Source organism: Lentzea sp. NBC_00516 (genome assembly GCF_036346835.1).
Classification (GTDB): Bacteria; Actinomycetota; Actinomycetes; order Mycobacteriales; family Pseudonocardiaceae; genus Lentzea; species Lentzea sokolovensis.
This window is the reverse complement of record NZ_CP107840.1, coordinates 141,771-155,714: the sequence shown is the minus strand read 5'-3', so window position 1 is coordinate 155,714 and position 13,944 is coordinate 141,771. Positions and strand designations below refer to the sequence as shown.

The window sequence follows — 13,944 nt, the reverse complement described above, 5'->3', positions numbered from 1 at the left end:
GGCTTCCGCCGCCACTTCGCCCTATCGTGCGCCGCGTGTCCATCGAACAACCCGCCGCCTTCCGCCCGCGCACGATCACCGAGGTCCTCCGTCCCGCGACGGCCGACGAGGTCGTGGAGATCGTCCGATCCGGCAGGCGAGGGCTGCACCCGATCAGCACCGGCTACAACTGGGGCCTCGGTTCGGGTCTGCCAGTGGGCGACGGTGCCACGGTCCTCGACCTGTCGGGACTGGACCGCGTTCGCGCACTCGACCTCGAACGCGGCTATGCCGTCGTGGAGCCGGGCGTGACGCAGGGCGCGCTCGTGGAGTTGTTGCGGGGCACGCCGAGGATCTTCAACCTGACCACGTCCTCGTTGCGCACCAGCATCATCGGCAACTCGCTGGAGCGCGGCGCCGGCGTGCACCGCGCCCGCGCGGAGGACCTGGTCGGGCTCGAAGTGGTGCTCGCCGACGGCCGGCGCGAGCACGTCGGCTGGTGGCCGGGCACGTCGGCCGTGCCGCGGCCGCACGGTCTCGGGCCGACGCTCACCCACCTGTTCACGCAGTCGTCGTTCGCGGTCGTCACGGCCGCTGTGGTCCGGCTGCTGCCGAGGCCGGAGGAGGTGCGGGTGCTGCCCTTCACGTTCGCCGAGGACGACCTCGCCGACGCGGTCGACGCGCTGCGGTCGTGGACGGAGCAGCGGCTGATTCCCCCTACCACCAAGGTCTACAACCCGGTCGCGGCGCAGGCGGACGGCTACCTCGCGCACGTCTGCCTCAGCGGTGCGGGCGAGGTGGTCGAGGCGCTCAGCTCGGTTCTTCTCGGCGTGGCACGGCATTCGCCCCTGGTCGCGGGGGCGTCGGCGGTGGACGAGGTGGTCCGCGCGACGTACGCGGGTGATCCCGATCCGGCCGACACGTGGTTCCAGCGCAGGACGATGGGTTGTCCTGCCGACCGGATCGACGCCGAGCTCGGGTTGCTGATGTTCCTGCCGATCCTGCCGTTCTCCGGCGAGACCGTGGCTCTCGCGGAGAAACTGATCCGCGACTGCTGCGCGTCGACGCCCGCCGTCACGATGAACGTTCTCGACGGCGACGCCGTCGACCACGTCATCGCCATCGGCTTTCCGGCAGACGATCCTTCTGCCGTCGCCGAGGCACGGGAGACGCTCGACCGGTTGCACCAAGCGTTTGCGGCACAGGGTTTTCCGGCGTATCGGCGAGATGTCGACCGGCCGGGGACGGCGACGGCGTTGCAGGACAGGATCGGGCAGGCCCTCGATCCGGACGGGGTGTTCGCGCCCGGCAGGTACACGGCCTAGCCCAGACCCGCCAGCTTCCGCGTCGCTTCCGTTTCCCCCCAGCGGAATCCGATGCGGCGGGACAGCTCCACGGCCTCGGTGTAGGAAGCGCGGGCCTGCTCGGCCCGTCCCGCCAGCTCGTGCACGGTGCCGCGGTCGAGCAGCACGCCCGCCTCGATCTGCCTGTCCCCCACCGACCGCGCGAGCCGCAACGCCTCGTCCGCCAGTTCCAGCGCCTGGTCCAGGGACCCGAGCTGGCGGTGGGCGTCGGCCATGTTCGCGAGCGCGTGCAGTTCGCCGGACCTGTCGCCGCACGCGCGCAGCGTCGTCAGCGTCTCCTCGTAACACACCAGCGCGGCCGGGAGATCGCCCAGCGCCGCGTGCACGAGACCCAGGTTGGTGCGCACGTAGGCCGCGCCCTGCGAGTCGTCCAGCTCCTCTCGCAACGTCAGCGAGGCCTCCAGCGAGGCCAGCGCGGCGGGCAGGTCGCGGCGGCGCCAGTGCGCGATGCCGAGATTGTTGAGCGTCACGGCTTCGAGCTGGCGGTCGTGCAGGTCACGGGCCAGTGCCAGCGCCGCCGTCCAGTGCTGCTGGGCCTCGGCGAACTTGAAGCCGCGCTCGCAGGCGGCACCGAGTTCCTTCAACGCCAGCGCTTCCGCGCGGACGTCGCCCAGCGAGCGGGCGGCCTCCAGGGCGAGCGTGTTCAACGCGGCCCAGTCCGCCACCTCCGAACGGCGGCGGAAGTACCAGGACAGACCGGCGGCGAACGCGATCGTGTCGGCCGACGAGGCCTGGTGCGCGGCGGCGATCAGGTTGTCGCGCTCCTCGGCGAGCCAGAGGTCCGTCGGGTTGTCCGCCAGCGCTTCCAGATAGTGCTTGTGCAGGCGTTCCAGCGCCAACGACCGTTCCTCGGACGACTCCGAGCCGCGGCAGCGTTCACGGGCGAAGAGGCGCAGCAGGTCGTGCAACGCGAACCGGCCGGGCACCGGTTCGTCGACCAGGTGCGCGTCGGCGAGTTCGGCGAGCAGGTCCCCCACGTCCGGCACGTCGGTCAGCGCCCGTGCCGCCGCGACCGCGAAGTCCGGGCCGTCCAGCAGCCCGAGCAGCCGGAAGACCCTGGCCACCGCGGTCGATCCGAGCTCGGCGTAGCTGACCGCGAACGCCGAGCGCACCGCGACGTCTCCGAGCCGGAGCTCGTCGAGGCGGCGCGTCTCGTCCGCGAGCCTGGCGGCGAGCAGCGGTGCGGTCCACTGTGGACGGGCAGCGAGGCGGGCACCGGCGATGCGCAGCGCCAGCGGCAGTCCGCCGCACCAGCGCACGAGTTCCGTCGCGTCCTCGACCCTGCCGGCGACGCCTTCCAGCAGCCGGAACGCGTCTTCCAGTGGCAGCGCCCCGAGTTTGACGTACGAGGCACCGGTCAGCGAGGTGAGCGGGCGGCGGGACGTGATCAGCACGGCCGAGCCGGGGCCGGTCGGCAGCAGGCGCTTGACCTGGCCCGCGGTGGCGACGTTGTCCAGCACCACGAGCAGCCTGCGCGACGCGGTGAGCGAGCGGTAGCGCAGGGCCTCCTCGTCGCCGGGCCGTTCGCCGAGTGCCCGCAGGAACTGACTCAGGATCCGGTCCGAGGCGCCGTCGGAGAGGTCGGCGTAGAGCTGGCCGTCCGGGAACCTCGCGGCGATCTCGTGGGCCGCCCGCACGGCGAGCGCCGACTTGCCGATACCCGCCTGCCCGGTGAGCACGCACACCGCGACCCGGTCCTGCCGGAGCTGCGCCTTGATCAGGTTCAGTTCCCTGCCGCGGCCGGAGAAGGTGACCACGTCCGGCGGCAGTTGCCGGATCGCCGCCGCGCCAACGGGTTTCGCGCGCAGGATCTCGGCCTGCAGTCGCCGCAACGACTCCCCCGGCTCGACGCCGAGCTCGTCCATCAGCACCCGGCGGCACTCCTGGTAGGCGGCCAGCGCCTCGGCCGGACGTCCCGCGCGGTGCAGCGCGCCCATCTGCTGCTCGCGCAGGCGTTCGTTCAACGGGTGCTCGCGCACCCACTCGTTCAGGTCCGCGACGATCTCGACGTGCCGGCCGAGGTCGAGCTCCGCCTCGGCGCACTCGACCCGCGCCGCCAGCCGCAACTCCTCCAGCTGGGCGACGACCCCGCGCAGCAACCCGGACGCGGCAAGATCCGCGAGGGCGGGCCCGCGCCACAACGCGAGCGCCTCCCGGTAGCTCCGCGGCGTGCGTTCCCGGCGGGCGGCGTCGAGCAGTTCGGTGAAGCGGGTGAGGTCCAGCTCGGCCGGGTCGATCGACATCAGGTAGCCGGGCGCCCGCGAGAGCAGCCTCGATCCGACGATCTTGCGCAGCTGGTAGACGTAGACCTGGAGGTTCTTCAACGCCGTCTTGGGCGGCGCGTCGTCCCACAGCACGCTGATCAGCCGGTCGACCGACAGCACCCGGCCGGGCTGCGCGAGGAGCAACGCGAGCACCGCGCGTTGCTTGGGCGGCCCAAGGCTCACCCGCACGCCGTCGTCGGCGTAACACTCGACCGGCCCGAGCACCCGGAACTCCACAACTCCCGATCGTAACTACCAACCGCATACCGGACGCATGCCACGCGCCAGGACGTTCGACCCATGACGAAAACCTCACTGGCACTGGTGGTGGCACTGGGCACGCTCGCCGCCGCCGTGTCCCCCGCTCAGGCCGTCGAGCCCTACTCCTCCAGCCCGTCCCAGTCGCACGCCGTCCGCTCGGGCGACGGCTACGACGTGATCGTCGGCGGCGTGAAGAGAGCCGCTGTGGCTGTCAGCGATCCCGCCTACACGGTCCGGTCGACCTCTTCCGCCGACGGCGCTCTGGCCGCCGTGATCTCCGACTTCGACGGCACCAGCGGCAGCGTGCTGAACACGGTCGACCGCTACGGCAAGTCACGTTTCGTGGCGCGCGGGGCGATCACCTCAGCCGTGTTCCACGGTTCGACGCTGGCCTACGCGGACGGCGAGAACGTCGTGGTCGACGGCGTCTCCGTGGGCAAGCTCAAGGGCCGCGCACCCCAGCTTCTCGGCTTCACCACCGACGGCACCGGGTTGCTGGCCGTGGAGCACCCGAACGTCGCCGACGACAGCACGTACGTGGGCTCGCTGGTGCGGTTCGACGTGAAGTCGGGCGCCGCGAAGCCGTTGCTCACGTCTGGCGTCGAGGCGCTGTACCGCGACTTCAAGCTCGTCGACGTCAAGGGCGAGCGGCACGTCAGCTTCATCAAGCACAACGAGGTCTACCGCTGCGGCGGCGCCGACCCGCAGTGGCTGGGCCTCGCGTCGGAGAACGGCGAGGTCCGATCGCTGGTCGGCGAGACCCGGCACCACTACCGCAGCGCGGTGTGGAGCACCGACGGCGCGCGCGTGGCGTACGAGGTCATGGGCTGCGTGTCCGACAAGACGCTCGGCCCCGACCAGTTCGCCGGGTTCAACGGCGTCTACGTCCAGGACCTGGCTACCCGCAAGGCTTCGCGAGTCGTCGAGGGCCTGTCGTTCAACTACGCGCTGACCGGCATCGACGGCGCGGAGGCCGTGATCGGCAGCCCCGCCAAGGGGTACGTGAAGGCTTCGGGCCTGCGCGCAACCTCGCTGGACGGCGAGGTGACCACGATGGGCCGGCTGAACCGCGCCGAGTACATCCACCAGCTGTGGGACACGCGCAACGAGTTCAACGGCAACTCGTCCTGCGGCCCGACCAGCGCGGTGATCGACCTCGTCACCTACCAGCTCACGAACGAGTTCGGCGTGCAGGTCCCACAACCGTTCTCGCACTACTCGAAGTGGGGTCGCTACATCACCGACGAGTTCAGCAACCGCGGCACCACCTTCAACCGCACGATGAACGACTGGGACCGCGTCGGCAACTGGAAGGGTGCACACGGCTGGATCACCGGCTACTACTGCCCCGGCAACCGCCCCTGTGCCTCGTGGGAGTCCGAGCGCGACTTCCTGGCCCGCAACGGCGCCGCGGTCCAGCAGGGCAACTTCACCCCGGCGCAGGTCCGCGCGTTCCTCGACCAGGGCAAGTTCGTGATCATGAGCGGCACGTGGGGCTCGACCTCCGGCCACCTGTCCGTGGTGATCGGGTACCACGACAACGGGTCGTTCTACGTCCACGACACCTATGGGGCGGGCACGGACGGGAGTTACGACGGGGCGAACCAGCTCTACACCTGGAACTACATCGCTCCCGCGCAGATGTGGGCCGCCTAGATACTTGACAGTGGCCGTCAAGTACTTGATATCGTCTGTCAAGTGGCGACCACTTCGGAACACGTGGACCTGCGGAACGACCTGATCCGGCTCGCGACGAGCCGCCTGCTCGACCCGCTGGAAATCCTGCTGCCGCAGGCCGATCTCGTCGGCCTGCGGCAGTCCGTCGAGGCCGACGCCGAGATGTGGGCGGCCCAGCTGCTCGGACCGGACGACGCGGTGGCCCGGCAGGTGGCCGTCCGCCTGATGGCCGTGCTCTACCCCGGCGACACCCCGTTCGACCCGCCCGAAAGCTGGTGGGCGACGCCACTGGGCCGTGCCGCCGCACGTCGCGCCGGCCATCCGAGCAAGGACCACGTGTCATTGGGGGTGGCCGGCGCGATGCTCGGCATCACCCGCCAGGGCGTTCATGACCTCGTGAATCGCAACAAGCTGCTGCGGCACCCGGACGGCGGCGTGACCGTCGACTCGATCCGCACACGGCTGAGCCTGAGGAGAGACCTGTCATGAGCTCGTTCCTGAAGGAGCGAGGTTGCCAGCCGCCGCGAGCGGCGGTTTGCAGGCTTGCTGCTGCCGTCCTAGCCGGCTGCCAGGATGGGCGCTGCGTCTGGGCGCATGACTTCGCCCCAGCGCACGACACCGCGGGCCGCGATGTTGTGTGCCGCGTTGTGGTCGGCGTGCCCAACGAAGTCACACCGGCCACACTGGAACACCGCCTGAGTGCGGCGGTTGCGTTTGTCGACGTGCCCGCAGGCGTGGCAGGTCTGCGAGGTGTAGGCCGGATCGACCTGCACCACCATCACACCGGCCTGCTGGGCCTTGTAGGTCAGGAACTGACCGAGCTGGGCGAACGCCCAGGAGTGCAGCGTGGCCCGTTGGGGCTTGCGAAGCCGTACCCGGACACGGATTCCCATCAGTTCCTCGACGGCGATCCCACGTCCGGTGCGTTCAGCCACGGCCACGATGTTCTTGCTGACCCGGTGGTTCACGTCGGCGGCGAACCGGGCCTCCTTGCGACGGCGTTTCTTGAGCAGCCGTCGCGCGGAGGAGGTCTTCTTGGCCTGCAACCGCTTCCGGATTCGCTGCTGGCGCTTGCGGTAGCGGTTCAGGCGCGATCCGCAGAACCGGTCACCGTCAGAGGTGGTCGCGATGTTGACGATACCCAGGTCGACCCCGAGAAACCCGTTCACCGGTTCCCGCCGGGGCGCCTCGAAACTGTCGACGACAGCGTGCAACAGCCACACCCCGTCCCGGTGCAGCAGATCGGTTTCCCCGATCGCCGGCCGGGAACGCAACAGGGCGAGATGCCTGGGGTTTCCCACGATCCGCACACCGCGGAGCCGACCGGCGGTGGTCCAGATCGACACTGTCCCGTCGCGGCCCGCGTCACCGAGTTGCCAGGACAGGCAGCGGGCGTCGAACGGCTGCCCCGCCTGCGGACGGAACCTGATCGGGGTGTCCTCGACCTTGCGGCGCCGGCTCGACCCAGGCGGCCCGTAGTTGCCTGCCTTGAGGTTGGCCCGCAACGTCGTGCAGGCGTCCACTGTCTTACCGATCACCCGGATCGCCGGCTGCGCGGCCAGCCCGAACCGATCCCGCAGTTCGGCGTAGAAGCGCTTCTGCACATCAAACTTCCGGAACACCTGGTCGGTGTGCATCCGCTCAGACAGCCAGGAAGCTGCCGTGTTACAGACGCGCAAGGTGTCGCCCAGCGCCGACGCCTGCTCGGGCGACGGCAGCAACCTCACCTGCACGACCTGCTTCACGTTGATCACCATAGCGTTGGTCTAGGTCACCAAGGCGGGAACCCGACCCCAACGTGCGCAGGGGACGCAGTGTCATCCACAACCTTTATGTCCATCTGGTCTTCGTCACGAAGTACCGGCGTGGCGCGTTCATCGATCAGATCCTGCGCCACTGCGAGGAGATCATGCGGGACGTGTGCGCCGACCTGGACGCGGAGCTGCGCGAGTTCAACGGCGAGACCAACCACGTGCACATGCTCGTGCACCACCCGCCCAGTCTGGCCCTGTCCACACTGGTCAACAGTCTCGACGGCGTCTCCTCTCGACGCCTGCGGCAGGAATTCTCCACGCACATCCGCCGATACCTGTGAGGGCAGCACTTCTGGTCACCCTCCTACTTCGCCGCGTCGTGTGGTGGTGCGCCCTTGTCCATCATCAAGGACTACATCGACCAGCAGCAGCGTCCCGATTGATGGCCCGCTGCGCGGGCTGCGCAAGCCGGAATCGGCTCCTCCTGGCCGTCAACGACCAGGCTTCCGCCGATTGGAGTTCAGGTGAAGTTAGCGGCAATCGACTTCGGCGGCGACGGCCGGGATCACCTGCTCCTGCACGGCCTGGGCGGCGGCAGGTCCACCTGGGAAACGCTTGCGCCCCAACTGAACGGCCGCGCCGTCGCGGTCGACCTGCGTGGGCACGGCGAGTCTCCCGACGGCGAGTGGGACTGGGAGGCCGTGCTCGACGATCTCGACGAGACCGCCGTCCACTTCGGACTCGACGAGCCCGTCGTCGTCGGGCAGTCGCTGGGCGGCATTCTGGCCGGCATGTGGGCGCTGCGGCACCCGTCGTGCCCGGCGGCGATCAGCCTGGACGGACACCGTTCCGCCACAACTCATCCGGCGAACTACGCGGGGCTGCCGGCCGAGGAGGTCGCGGACGGCCTCGCCAAGCTGAACGCGATCTTCGACGCCCAGCTGGAGACGATCACCCGCCCGTCGCGCGAGATCCTCTCGGTGCTGCGGACGTCGCCCGAACTCCTGGACGCGCTGCCGATCTTCGCGAAGGTGACCAGCCCGTTCCTGCTGGTGCTCGCCACCCGCAACCTGCCGGTGCCACCCGATCTCGTGCCGTTGTTCGACGCCCACCGCGCGGGACTGCGCCGCGACCTACCGAAGAACGTGCAGGTGCACGACATCGATGCGACGCACGGCCTGGTGTCCGAGCAGCCGCAGGAAGTCGCCGCGATCATCAATCACTTCGTGAGCAGTCGCTTCAACGCCTGACGGGCCCGGCGCGGTGCGGCGGTGTCGTGTTCGAGTTGCAGGAAGTGGTTGAGCGCCAGCATGACGCCGAGGACCTCGTAGATCAGCTGGTCGACATCGGTGTCCAGCTTGAGGTCGCCGTCGCTCACCGCTCGCCGGATGTGGATCCGCAGGTCCCTGCGCCACAACGCGTTCATGCCGGCCAGGGCGTCCCTGACGCGTCCGCTGCGGCCGTCGAACTCGGCCGTGGCGGCGGTGAAGAAGCACCCGCCGGGGAGCACCTCGCGTTCGAGGTAGGAGACCCAGGCCTCGCAGACGTCGATGAGGCGCGGCAGGCCTGAGGGCATCTGCTTGACTTTGCGCGGCACCTCTCGGAGGAAGACCTCCGCGGCCTGGTCGACCACCGCGAGTTGCAGGGCCTCCTTGGTGCCGAAGTGGCCCAGCAGTCCCGCCTTGCTCATCCCGAGTTCTGTCGCCAGCCGCCCGATCGTCAGGCCTTCGAGCCCTTCCGCCGAGGCGATGGCGAGGCTCCGGTCGAGGATGCGCTGCCGCGTCTCGCGGGTGTCGGCGGCGGATCGGCGCGGGCTCATGTTTGTAGTCTACGTCTCTTTAGCTACCGACCGATCGGTTGCTATATTCGCCCGGTCGCCTGGCCTGAAGGAGAGTTCACCTTGTCCGGATCCCGTGTGGTCGCGTTCGGCCATCACCAGCCCGAGCGCGTGCTGACCAACGCCGACCTGGAAAAGATGGTGGACACCAACGACGAGTGGATCCGCCAGCGCACCGGCATCGCCACCCGCCGCATCGCCGCCGAGAAGGAGACCGTCGCCGACATGGCCTCCGCGGCGGGCGCGAAGGCGCTCGCCGCTTCCGGGCTCGCGCCGTCCGACATCGGGCAGGTCATCGTCGCCACCTGCTCGCCGATCGACCGCTCCCCCTCGACCGCGGCCAGGGTGGCGGCGCACCTGTCGATCCCGTCGGCGGTCGTCTTCGACCTCAACAACGCCTGCGCGGGCTTCTGCACCGCGCTCGCCACCGCCGACCACACGATCCGTGCCGGTGCCGCGCAGCACGCGCTGGTCATCGGTGCCGAGAAGATGTCCGACCTGGTCGACTGGACGGACCGCTCCTCCTGCATCCTGCTGGGCGACGGCGCCGGCGCGGCCGTGGTCAGCGCCTCCCCCGACGCGCTCATCAGCCCGGTCACCTGGGGCTCGGACCCGACGCGCGCCAACGCGGTGCGTCTCGTCGACGAGTGGCAGCCCCGGTTCTCCCAGGAGGGCCAGGCCGTCTTCCGCTGGGCCACCAGCGAACTCCCCGCCATCGCCATCCAGGCGTGCGAACGGGCCGGCGTCGCGGTCACGGACCTCGCGGCCGTGGTCACGCACCAGGCCAACCTGCGGATCATCGAGGCGATGACACGCAAGCTCGGTCTGCGCGAAGGCACCGTGATCGCGCGCGACGTGGTCGAGTCGGGCAACACCTCCGCCGCCTCGGTGCCGCTCGCGCTGTCCAAGATGGCCGAGCGCGGGGAACTCCCGTCCGGTCAGCCCGTCCTGCTGTTCGCCTTCGGTGGCGGGCTGTCGTGGGCGGGTCAGGTGATCACCGCTCCGTGAAAACGCCAAGCGAGGGCACGGATGGAGCGTGCCCTCGCCCGTGGCGATGTTTCCCTGTCCCTGCGACCGACATCGCCAGCCTGAGGGGCTAGCTGGCCCGCCGGGTCAGACTCGTGGGAGCCAGGTCCAGGCTCCACGTGTCGATCGTGCCGACATCGGCCTGATAGACGTCACGCACGCGGAGCTTCCACGTGCCGTTGGCGGACTCGCTCGACAGGTCGGCCGTGTAGGTCTGGTCGATGTCGTCCGCGCTGCCCCCGGTCTGGTCGCGCAACGGGTAGGCCGTGCCGTCCGGCGCGATCAGGGACACCGTCAGGTCGCCGACGTAGGTGTGGCGGATCTTCACCGCCACCGCGGCCCGGATCGACGGCACCGCAGAGCATCCGGAGATCACGAGGTCGCTGTCGACCGCGGCACCCGCGTCCGGGATGGCGACGTCGTTCGGGTTGGTGGCGCTGCAACTCCCTCCTCCGCCGCCGGTCACCGTCAGCGTGTAGGCGGCGGTGCGCGAGGCCGAACCGGCCGCGGTGATCGTGACCGGGTAGCTGCCGGGCGCCACCGACGCCGAGGTGCTGATCGTCAGCGTCGCACTGGCGCCCGTGCTCACCGAGGCCGGACTGAACGAAGCCGTTGCGCCGGAGGGAAGACCGGACGCGGACAGCTGCACGGTCTGCGGCTGACCGCTGACGGTCTGGGTCGCCACGGTCGCCGTCAGGGACGCACCCGCCGCCACCGAACCCGACGACGGCGAGACCGCTACCGAGAAGTCCGCGGCCGGCACACCACCGACCGCCGCCTTCCACAGCGTGTAGGCGATGCCGTCGACAGCGCGGTTCAGGTGGGGGTCGCTGATGTTCGACGTGCTGTCGCAGGCCTGGTGGTAGCACGGGTCGAACGCGCGACCCGCCGTACCGCCCCACTTCGTCGCCTGGGCGGACGTCTTGGTGGCACTGGCGCCCATCGCGTAGCCGGACGCCGGGATGCCCGCGTTGGTGAACGACGCGTCGTCGGAACGGTTGCGGCCCTCGGTGTTCTCCTCGGGCTGGAGGTTCAGCGAGTCCCAGTAGGCCTTCATGTGCGTGGACTGCGTGGCGTTGATGTTGTTGATGAAGTAGCCGCCGTTGACCGATCCGATCATGTCGAAGTTGTAGTAGGCCTTGATCTTCGAGCGGTCCGCCGCCGGGAGCTGCGAGACGTAGAAGCGCGAGCCGTTCAGCCCCTGTTCCTCGTCGGTCCACCAGCCGAACCGGACCTTGTTCAGCATCGACGGGTTGGTCCTCGCGAGGACGAGCGCGGTCTCCAGCAACGCGGCGGAACCCGAGCCGTTGTCGTTGATGCCGGCACCGGCGGACACGGAATCCAGGTGGGCGCCGAACATGTGCACGCTGTTCGCGTCACCGCCACGCCACTCGGCGATCACGTTCGGGCCGGCACCCGAGGTGCAACCAGAGGTGCAGGCCTGCTCCGTCACGGTGAATCCGGCCGCGGTCAGCTTGTCCTTCACGTAGGTCACCGACGCGCGGTACCCGGCCGACGTGGACCGGCGGTTGCCGCCATTCTGCGACGCGATCGTGGAGAACTGGGTCAGGTGCTGCTTCACCGCCGCGATGTCGACGTCCGGTGCCTGACCACCGCCACCTCCGCCGCCGCCACCGAGGTTGAGCGACCACGAGTCGATGCGCCCGGTGTCGTTGGCCGCGTTGTCGTTCACCCGCAGCTTCCAGGTGCCGTTCGCGGTCTCGCCCGAGAGGTTGACGGTGTAGGTCTGGTCGATGTTGTCCGCCGAACCGCCGGTGTTGGTGTGCAGCGGATAGGTCGAGCCGTCCGGCGCGACCAGGCTGACGGCGAGGTCACCGATGTAGGTGTGGACGATCTTCACGGGGACCGTGCTGGTCGCCGACGGGGCCGTGGAGCACCCGGAGATCGTGATCGACGACTCCACCGTCGCGTTGTCGTTGATCGTCACGTCGTCGGCGTTGGTCCCCGAGCACCCTCCGCCACCTCCACCGGAGGTGACCGTCAACGAGTACACAGTGGACTTCGTGGTCGTGCCCGCCGCGTTCACCGTCACGTTGTAGGTGCCTGAGGGCGTGGACGAGCCCGTCGAGATCGTCATCGTCGCGCTGCTGCCGGTCGTCACCGAGGACGGGCTGAACGCCGCGGAAGCTCCGCTGGGCAGGCCGGACGCCGACAGCGCCACGGTCTGCGCGGCGCCGCTCACGGTGGTGGTGTTCACGGTCGCGGTGGCCGAAGAGCCCTGCGCGACGCTGCCGGAGGACGGCGACAGCGCGACGGAGAAGTCGTTCGACTGACCGGTGCAGACCGGGTCGTTCGTCTGCGCCGGTACCGACACCGCGTCCCACGCCGCCTTCACGGTGGTGAAGACCCGGCAGTCGGAGTACAGGTTCTTCGCCGCGTTCAGCGTCGCGGTGCGGACGTTGACGTACTTCCAGTTCGACGTCTTGGCCAGCAGGCCGTTGTAGAACACCTTGCCCGCGTCCTGGATGCCGACACCGGTCACCGAGGACGGGCCGCCGGAGCAGATCGGGCTGTTCGGGTCGCTGCCGCCGGGGTTGCTTCCCTTGGCCACCAGGTAGAACCAGTGGTTCAACGGGCCTGCAGCCTTGTGCACCTCGGTGCTCGGGATGGACGACGAGAAGCAGTTCGGGTCACCGCTCACGAGCGACGGGTTGTACATGTTGCGCAACGGCTGCGTGCCGCTGAAGTTGACTTCTTCGCCGACGAGGAAGTCCGGCGGGTCGTTGGGGTTGTTGGCGAAGTGCTCGGTCAGGGCGCCGAAGATGTCGCCGGTGCCCTCGTTGAGGCCGCCGTTCTCGTTGCCGGAACCGTTGCCACCGGGCGTGGTCTGGAAGATCGCGTGCCCGTACTCGTGCGCCACCACGTCGATCGCGGTGAGCTGACGGTCGCGGGCGCCGTTGTAGCCGAACGTCGTGTTGCTGCCGGTCCAGTAGGCGTTGGCTTCCTGGAGCCCGACCTTCGCCGGGAACGTCCGGCCGTTGCCGTCGACGCCGTTGCGCCCCAGCCACTGCGAGAGCATGGACCACTCTTGTTGCGCCGCGTACAGAACGTCGACGCAGGCGGTTTCCAGGTCGTTGGCGCCCGCGCTGCCCCACGCGTCGTCGGCGCCGGTGTAGGCGCCGCCGCTCTGGCCGCCGCACTGCAGGCCGGGTTTCGTGGTGTCGGTCATGCTGAACGACGAACCGGAGCCCGAGGTGCCGATGGTGACGTCGCCGTTGTAGTAACCGCGACCCGTGCCGGCGAAGACCTCGTCACGCGTGCCGAGCACAGCGCCCGTGGAGGCGTCGACGAACACGTGCAGCACGCTCGGCGCACGGTCCCGGGTGCCGCGAACGACCGTCTCCCAGGCGAGTTTCGGCGCGTCCGTCGCGTGCACGACGAGCCGTGGCGTGTCGACGACGTTCGCCACCGCGAGCTGGGTCCGGGAGATCGCCTTCGCCCGGTCGGCGCTGACCTTGGCGGTGGTGTCGACCGCGATCGCTTGCTGCTGGGCGACACTGGAGCTCAGCACGGCGCCCGTGGCGTTCTTGACGACGACGTAGTCGCCGCCCACGACCGGAAGTCCGCGGTAGGTGCGTTCGTAGGCCACGTACTGCAGGCCGTTGCCGCCTTGGGTCGTCGAGACGACGTGCGCGTCTCCGCTGCTGGGCGGAGGTTCCGGTGCGGCGGAGGCGGGTAGGACGACTGTCGCGATGGCTGTCGCTGTTGCCAGCGCAGCCGCTAGCAGGGTTCTTCTTCTCACGGTGGAGCTCCTTACGCAG

Annotated in this window: 9 protein-coding genes and 1 pseudogene; 6 read left to right on the top strand and 4 right to left on the bottom strand. The window is 69.5% G+C overall.

Going from position 1 to position 13,944, the window contains the following annotated elements:
- Positions 1-35: 35 nt before the first annotated feature.
- Positions 36-1,304, top strand: a complete 1,269-nt coding sequence (locus tag OG205_RS00725; protein WP_330274250.1) for an FAD-binding oxidoreductase — start codon at positions 36-38, stop codon at positions 1,302-1,304.
- Here the strand turns inward: OG205_RS00725 and OG205_RS00720 are convergent.
- Positions 1,301-3,844, bottom strand: coding sequence for an AfsR/SARP family transcriptional regulator (locus OG205_RS00720; protein ID WP_330274249.1), 2,544 nt, complete (start codon positions 3,842-3,844; stop codon positions 1,301-1,303). The two genes, OG205_RS00725 and OG205_RS00720, sit on opposite strands and share 4 nt — an antisense overlap.
- Before the next feature lie 63 nt (positions 3,845-3,907).
- Between OG205_RS00720 and OG205_RS00715 the strand changes: the two genes are divergently transcribed.
- Positions 3,908-5,524 carry a C39 family peptidase gene (locus OG205_RS00715; RefSeq protein WP_330274248.1) on the top strand — a complete coding sequence of 539 codons (1,617 nt, stop codon included), beginning with the start codon at positions 3,908-3,910 and terminating at the stop codon, positions 5,522-5,524.
- A 42-nt stretch (positions 5,525-5,566) separates the two neighbouring features.
- Positions 5,567-6,034: a hypothetical protein gene (locus tag OG205_RS00710; RefSeq protein WP_330274247.1), complete on the top strand. Its 468-nt coding sequence runs from the start codon at positions 5,567-5,569 to the stop codon at positions 6,032-6,034.
- 68 nt (positions 6,035-6,102) lie between these two features.
- Here the strand turns inward: OG205_RS00710 and OG205_RS00705 are convergent, their stop codons facing one another.
- Positions 6,103-7,290: an RNA-guided endonuclease InsQ/TnpB family protein gene (locus OG205_RS00705; protein WP_330274246.1), complete on the bottom strand. Its 1,188-nt coding sequence runs from the start codon at positions 7,288-7,290 to the stop codon at positions 6,103-6,105.
- Between the two features lie 53 nt (positions 7,291-7,343).
- Here OG205_RS00705 and tnpA point away from each other — a divergent pair.
- Positions 7,344-7,742: pseudogene (tnpA, locus tag OG205_RS00700) on the top strand (IS200/IS605 family transposase).
- Between the two features lie 81 nt (positions 7,743-7,823).
- Positions 7,824-8,549 carry an alpha/beta fold hydrolase gene (locus tag OG205_RS00695; RefSeq protein ID WP_330274245.1) on the top strand — a complete coding sequence of 242 codons (726 nt, stop codon included), beginning with the start codon at positions 7,824-7,826 and terminating at the stop codon, positions 8,547-8,549.
- Here the strand turns inward: OG205_RS00695 and OG205_RS00690 are convergent.
- Entirely contained in the window at positions 8,519-9,118 is a 600-nt protein-coding gene (locus OG205_RS00690; RefSeq protein ID WP_330274244.1) for a TetR/AcrR family transcriptional regulator, read from the bottom strand. The two genes, OG205_RS00695 and OG205_RS00690, sit on opposite strands and share 31 nt — an antisense overlap.
- 81 nt (positions 9,119-9,199) lie before the next feature.
- On the opposite strand from OG205_RS00690, the gene OG205_RS00685 reads away from it, so the two are divergent.
- On the top strand, positions 9,200-10,144 hold the full coding sequence (locus tag OG205_RS00685; protein WP_330274243.1) for a beta-ketoacyl-ACP synthase III: 945 nt from the start codon (positions 9,200-9,202) through the stop codon (positions 10,142-10,144).
- Positions 10,145-10,232: 88 nt separating this feature from the next.
- Here the strand turns inward: OG205_RS00685 and OG205_RS00680 are convergent, their stop codons facing one another.
- Entirely contained in the window at positions 10,233-13,925 is a 3,693-nt protein-coding gene (locus OG205_RS00680) for a M28 family peptidase (RefSeq protein ID WP_330274242.1), read from the bottom strand.
- Between the last annotated feature and the right edge of the window lie 19 nt (positions 13,926-13,944).

Coding starts and splice junctions, on each gene's coding strand:
- OG205_RS00715 (WP_330274248.1), top strand. CDS start 3,908: ATGACGAAAACCTCACTGGCACTGGTGGTGGCACTGGGCACGCTCGCC.
- OG205_RS00690 (WP_330274244.1), bottom strand. CDS start 9,118: ATGAGCCCGCGCCGATCCGCCGCCGACACCCGCGAGACGCGGCAGCGC.